This window comes from Pedobacter sp. 10L46_2 (genome assembly GCF_056395165.1).
This window is the reverse complement of the sequence record NZ_JBFTIZ010000224.1, coordinates 1-7,040: the sequence shown is the minus strand read 5'-3', so window position 1 is coordinate 7,040 and position 7,040 is coordinate 1. Positions and strand designations below refer to the sequence as shown.

Below are 7,040 nucleotides of genomic sequence, written 5' to 3'. Positions count from 1 at the left end.
ACTTTAAGTGGCTTACCGGTGGCAACACTAACACCTACCATTGTATCGTTAGATCCGCCATCTTTTACTGTACCACTAACAGTTACCTTCTTTGTTTGCGCCACCAAATCCTTGCATAGAAAAATGCAGCTGAAAAAAATCGATAGCAGAATTACTTGTTTTCTCATTGTATTAATTTTTATCATTAACATTTCTATTCGTCTTCAAATTTTGGATTCACAGTTTTAAAGTGAAATACAATTTCCCAATCACCTTTTTCATAAATGGCAAACTGCTGTGAAATCACACCTTGCTCTCTGGCACCGCCAAATCCTCTTCGCGAATAAACAAACTCAACATATGCTGTAGATCCGCCAAATGTGTTTGTTATGCCACCCGCTGTAAACCTTGTCGGAATTCTGGCAACAGGGATTGGGTATGCAACATCAAACTTTACGTATTCGCTTGTTCTTTCCATATTAAAACCATGCACCAGTTGATCCCATTTAGTTTCATTAAACTTGGCCGGATTTATCGCTACTGAATCTTTATTCAAAAACTTAAATCTTAATGAATTGCCAGTTCCACCAGGTACTTTTCTGATATATGTATATACAACTCCTTTTAACCCGCCTCCATTCGCAAACAAATCATCATTGGTTCCCTCACCTTTCATCCCGGAAATATTGGGATAATTGTGTTGTAAAGTAGTTCCATTTGCTGTGGTGGTATTAGGCTTACCGGTAAATTTGTTAATATCTTCTGCAGGAAAATATGGTATCTCTCTGTATGGAATTATAGAAAGGTTTTTAATAATTCTCGTTCCTCCTGAATTCTTAACCTTCACATCGAAATATCTGATATCCTGAGGATAAGTTACAGAATCCCGGGGCTTAAAGACTTCACTTGTAGCAGAAGGCCAAAGAATAATATCACCAGAAGGTCTTACCTCAAGCATCGGGCGCTCTTCAATTTTCCTTTTTGCGTCAATTTCGGCTACACTCTTTTCATTTCCGGTATACTCCTGAGTCCACACCAGTACCGGTTTTTTGGCCAGCATATCTTCAGCCGACCTTCCATCTCCAAACCTTGCATTTACAATTTCAAAGGTCATAGGGGCTGAGGAATTATCGGGATTAAAAATGCCCTGATATAAATTTAGCCTACCCAAAGTCGGAGGAAATTCTGTCATGGCATAAGTCATTTTAGTGCTTAAATAATCCTTTTCTTCAGGCAGATCAAAAATCTTCCTGCATCCCGAAAAAGCAATTATCATGGCCAAAAATAGAACTACTCTATATTTTAATATGTTGTACATAACATTTATTAATTTAAATTTATCTGTCCTCATCATTTGTAAATTGTCCTAAAGTTCATAGTCCATTCAGACAACTGGAATAAATCATCACCGGTATTACTCAAGAATACTATACGGTAGTGTTGCCAGGCAATCTCATTATTAAAATCATAAACCTTATTCTGGAAGTTAGATTCAAATACCATATCCTGTCTGGTATCTAATACAGTCCAGTCTGTTCCATTTTGAGATCCTTCAACTCTCCAGCTCTTCGGATTACGAGAATATTCTTTCGAGTCATTTGCAGATGTCAATGTGTAAACATTGGATACTACAGGTAAGCTAGGGTGCCAAATGAAGTAAACTGGTTTAACATTCTGAACATTAAAGTGACAGATAAACTTAGTTAACACATTATCATCAAACAACTTAATGAATTTCTCTCCCGGATTTACCGTTCCATCCTTGTAGTCAGGGTTATTAAATTTAACCTCCATTGTACCAGTAACCGTTTTAAATAAGTTTGTTGGCGGTGGAATAAACGTAAGTCGTCTTGCAAATTCATCGTATCCAAACACATGATCTGGCTGTATTAAATGTACAATTCCATTTTTCGCCTGAATGTTAACTGAACTTGTATAAGCAAATGCCCAGTTCGGAGTAAATACACTTCTTTTAGTATTGGCAAACTCAATCACTTCGGGACCGCCATTTTGCATACCTTGAGCATCAGCGTATTGGCGTTTTCCATGCATTGGATAATTTCCACGTACACTAAAAAGCTCACGGCCATCTCCCAAAGAAAAATCTGTCGATTTAAAAAGTCCCTTTACAATATACCTGGATACCATCGTATCCAAATGAGCACTATCATTTTTTGCTTTTTCCAGATCAGCCAAAGCAGGTGCAAACCCAGACGCTAATTCGGTTAAAAAGATAGCTCTTTTGCCATTAGCCCTTCTTGCATCATTTAAATTTCTAATTGCCAGCTGAAAACTTGGGTTAGAAACCGCAAATACAGACACGCTACTATCGGTAAGAATACTTTTCATTTTAAGTTTATCAATTACCAGCAACAATGAATCATAAACTCCTGGTTTACTTTTCAGGTAATCATAAATATTTAAGGAAGTACCTGGATTGATATCCTGAGTAGAATAATAGCCTTTTTCTTTCTTACAGGCCACTTGAAATATTATGGCACTAAACAAGAATGCTATTAAATATCTACTATATAAATTTGATTTTTTCATATCTATTAATGTTTAGTTATTTCCAATAAGAGTTTTGTACCAACTCAGGATTTTGGTCAATAAGAGATTGAGCAATAGGCCAGTAAATTCCACCAGAATTAATTAAAGCAATAAACTTCGGATCTCTTTGCACAATTTTATGATACCTAACCAAATCGAACCATCTGTAACCTTCACCCATAAATTCCTTATTACGCTCATTAAAAATCGCTTCAATAAGATTCCCACTGCGCTCGGGCGAGTACGGCACATAACTACTATTAGTAGCTCCCACATTATCAACGTTATACCTAAATGCTCTTACTATATTTAGCGCATCGATCGCTCCTTGTCTTTCCCCTAATACAGCCAAAGCCTCAGCTCTCAACAGTGTAACATCTTCCAGCCTTGTAAAGAGTATAGCACTTGAAAATATTCTGAAAGTTGGGTCTGATGATCCATCCTGCATACATTTTATCTTACTAAAAATTGGATACTTACCTAGGAAATTTGTAAAATAAAGCTGAGAGTGAGTAACACCATTACTATCGATATTAAACCTGCCATCATTAGCTTCTTTAAATATGGATAAGATTGAATCCTTTGGTACAAAAATATCCGGTAGATTTTTATTTACAATTGGCTCTGCAAGTGTAAGTGATTCAATATTACCTACGAATGTGGCATCCTGATGTCCAAAGATAAAACCAAATCCCAACAGCTGATTATTATTCTTATCAAAGAAAAGTCCTCTGCGACCTGTAAGATAATCGGTTGGATTATAAGCCATTGCCGCTTTACCAAAATTATCAAGCACAATTTTGGTATAAACAGTTACGTCAGCATATTTCCCTTGCCATGCAGCCGCCTGAGCAGCAACAGCATAGGCACTTAATTTTCTAACCAGGGTTCCATTCCATCTTCCTTCTCCTTCATTATAGTACATCCCCGGTTGCTGAATATCGTTTACACTGTATCTATATGGTAACTGTTCAGCAGCTGCCACCATTTCGGCCTGAACAAACTCCATAATCGCGTTACGATCTGATCTTTTAACATTTTCAAATTGTCCGTCACGAGATGAGGTAATAAAAGGTACATCACCCCATATTCTCACCATGTAGAAGTAAGCAAATGCGCGCAAAAATCTTATTTGCGCTATATCTACAGTCATATTGTTATCCGTATACCTGGCATCTTTCGCTTTAACTTCTTGGATACGCTCAAGGAAAATATTTGCAGCATTTACAATTGCATAAAATCTTCTCCAATTAGAAAGTTCTTGAACCACTGGATAAGCAGCCTTCAGGTCATTTCTTATAATGGCTTTCAGATCCTGACGTAAAGGGCTATCAAAATTTCCCATACGCACATCACCATAAATCCAATGGCCATTGTTATCTGCTAATGCTGCCCTGGTTAACCCATATACCCCAAGCAGTTTAGCTCTGGAATCTTCCATATTGTTCCAGGAGTTCTGTTCATTTACCACACGGGTTGAGTTTATATCTAATGCTTTTTTACAGCCACCTGCTACCAGAGCAAAAAAGATAAGACTCAGCAAAACTATTTTTTTCATTTCGTCTATTTTAAATGGTACTTAATGTTATTTGTCTATGTGTGATATTAATTAAAAATCCATTTTTACACCTAGCATATACGTTCTAGGAATTTGCATTCCGTAACCTGTATCGTAACCAGTATAGTTTACGAGCTCTGGATCTTGTCCTGTATATTTAGTAAGGGTGAAAATATTATGCACACTACCATAAACATAAAATCTTTCAAGTCTTGGCATTTTCTTTTTCATCAATTTCGTTAAATCATAACCTAACGACACAGTTCTCAATTTTAAGAATGAAGCATCTTCAAGGAATAAATCCTGATTGGCCTGATAAGGAGCCGACGAACTCCATGGGTTATACAAAGGGTATTTTGAATAATCTCCCCTTTTTTCCCAGTAAGTAACCTCTCTAACAGAGTTGATATTATTTAACCCTTCGCGATTAACAAAATCAAAACGGTTTGCCATTTCCTGATTTATTAGATCTCGTCCTAAATTGAAATACATATTTACACTGAGGGTCCAGTTTTTATAACCGAAATCGTTATTAAAGCCTCCGGAAACAAGCGGAAGGGCATGTCCGGTCAAGGTTCTGTCGCTATTATTGATAGTATTATCTCCGTTAAGGTCTTTCCAAATCGGATCTCCAGCCTTTAATGTAATGGCATTATAGCTCATTTTTTGACCGTTTGCTCCCACCGGAACTTCCGCATCGGTATTAAAAATACCTTCATTCTTTAATAACCAATAGCTATCTATCGATTCGCCGACTTTTAAAAGTCTGTCACCAACAATCAATTCAGATAAACCACCCGGCAAAGCTTTCAATTTATTTTTATTGAAATTTAAGTTAAGTGAAGAAGTCCATGAAACCTTTTTTGTTGACGGTAAGATATCAGCACTAATTGCAGCATCAATACCAGTATTTGCAATAGACATACCATTTCTAATAACGGTAGTGTATCCGTATTCAGCAGCGCCAGGTACACCTAGCAATTGATTTTTATCTTCTTTAGTATATACATCAACTGAAGCTCTGATCCTGTTTTTCAAGAAAGCAACGTCAACTCCAACATTTAACTGATCCTGATAAGCCCATTCCAGGCCATAAGGAATAGCACCGGCATTATATGGTCTGGTTAGTGTTCCGAAACCGTTATATCCAGGTGCAATTAAATTACCGGTAAAACCAATAAAGGCGGTATACTGAGGGCCCTGAGCATAATTATCAAATAGCTCGGCCCTACCCATACGACCTACGCTGGCACGTAAATTCAAATCTGAAACAAAATCGTTCGTTCCAAGAAAATCTTTCTTCATATTCCAGCTTCCAGAAAAGATCGGTGAATAGAACCATCTATTAGTCGGTTGCTGATTCGAAGATGCATCAGCACGTAACATAGCAGAAAAAGTATAAATTTCTTTATAATTGTAGCTTGCTTTTCCTGTAAATGAAACCTGATTGTTTCTGGTTTTATCTAAAAATTTCCAAACAAGTTCTCTCCTGAACACAAATGGCTCTAAATAATCACCTCTATTCGGATCAGATTGCAACAAATTAAGTTTTACGAAATCGTTAGCTCCTTTATAAGCATATGCATAATTGTATTTATAAGTATCATACTGAAATGAAGAACCTACAACGAAGTTAAATGTATGTACATCATTAATCTTCAGATCATACGTTGCCGTATTATCAAAAAACACTCTTCTACTGTACCCATAATAATTTGAGGCATAGTTTGTTGTTTGCAGCAACGTTCTTGGATAGAATATATCTCTGTAGCCCTCATTATGATCCAATCCGAAAGTAGAATTGAATTTAAATCTGCCCAGATCTATACCCAGACTAACCAATCCTTCTACAATATTAGACCTGTTGTCATCAAATCCTTTGTCAAATTGATCCAGATATTCACCATATTTTAACTTATTAGGGGCAATTGGCGAACTTAAATCAGGTATGTAGTTCACTTGTGACAACCTATCTCTAACATTCTTATTTCGTTGACGGTCAACACGGTTCGCGTTAATAATAGCCGTAAACGCCATCCATTCAGTTGGCCTCATGTTAATCTGAAAACGAGTATTATAGCGATCTGCACCAGTATTGTCTGCAACGCCCCCGCTGGTAGTTGTACCCACCCCAAAACGGAAGTTAGCTCTATCACTACCACCCGAAATTCCGGCGTTCACAGAATAAGCAAGTGCATTACCATAATAACTGTCGTTCCAGTTAGATGGTCCATAAAAGTCATTGTTTAACGAGTCACTTAAATAAAGAGGATAAGAGTCGTTATCAGAGTAACTACCATTGGCAGTATACTTATTGTAAAATTGTCTTCTAAAGTCGTTCTCGAACTTACCGTTTATAGTAGTTACCGCACTAGGCTGTGCTAAACCTATATACGATTCGAAGTTTATTTTTCTAATTGTCGAGTTCCTTTTACTCGTTAGCAAAATTACTCCGTTAACTCCTTTTGGTCCGTAAACAGATGTAGCACCAAGATCCTTCAATATCTGCACAGATTCTATATTATCCATGTTGATATTGGCAAGTGTATTTGTTGCCGGACCTATTCTGTCAAATTTAAATTGTTGGATGTCGTAAGCAAAAGGATGCTCACCAACTAACGGTATCCCATCAAGAACAACTAGCGGCTGCGTAGCAAATTGTTCACGTGGCGATACAAGCGGCTGTGATGTTCCGCGGATAAACATGTTCTGAACTGTACCTGGCTCACCAGACGATTCCTGAACATAAAGGCCAGCGGCCTCACCTTTTAAATACTGCTGTAATGTAATCGCAGGAAAAATAGCGAGCTTTTTAGGATCGATATCATTTCCTTTAGATTCTAAAGCCGAAAAAACGGTCCTCTTGGACTTAGGCTGGAAGCGTGTAGTGTCTACTTTAAGTTTGGCAGAATCCTCTTCAGCAGAATCAGTCTGTTGTTGGAAACTCATCTTA

At 37.3% G+C, this 7,040-nt stretch carries 4 protein-coding genes; all 4 read right to left on the bottom strand.

Annotation, left to right across the window (positions count from 1 at the left end; all coding sequences use genetic code 11):
- Positions 1–193: 193 nt before the first annotated feature.
- Positions 194–1,297, bottom strand: a complete 1,104-nt coding sequence (locus AC1DDX_RS19795; RefSeq protein ID WP_337715096.1) for a DUF5007 domain-containing protein — start codon at positions 1,295–1,297, stop codon at positions 194–196.
- Between the two features lie 32 nt (positions 1,298–1,329).
- Positions 1,330–2,529 carry a discoidin/SUN/FTP domain-containing protein gene (locus tag AC1DDX_RS19790; RefSeq protein ID WP_172663724.1) on the bottom strand — a complete coding sequence of 400 codons (1,200 nt, stop codon included), beginning with the start codon at positions 2,527–2,529 and terminating at the stop codon, positions 1,330–1,332.
- A gap of 16 nt (positions 2,530–2,545) precedes the next feature.
- A complete protein-coding gene (locus tag AC1DDX_RS19785; RefSeq protein ID WP_337715098.1) occupies positions 2,546–4,087 on the bottom strand; it encodes a RagB/SusD family nutrient uptake outer membrane protein in 1,542 nt (513 codons plus the stop codon).
- A 51-nt stretch (positions 4,088–4,138) separates the two neighbouring features.
- Positions 4,139–7,040: SusC/RagA family TonB-linked outer membrane protein (locus tag AC1DDX_RS19780; protein WP_477622455.1), on the bottom strand; the 2,902-nt coding region annotated here is incomplete at its 5' end.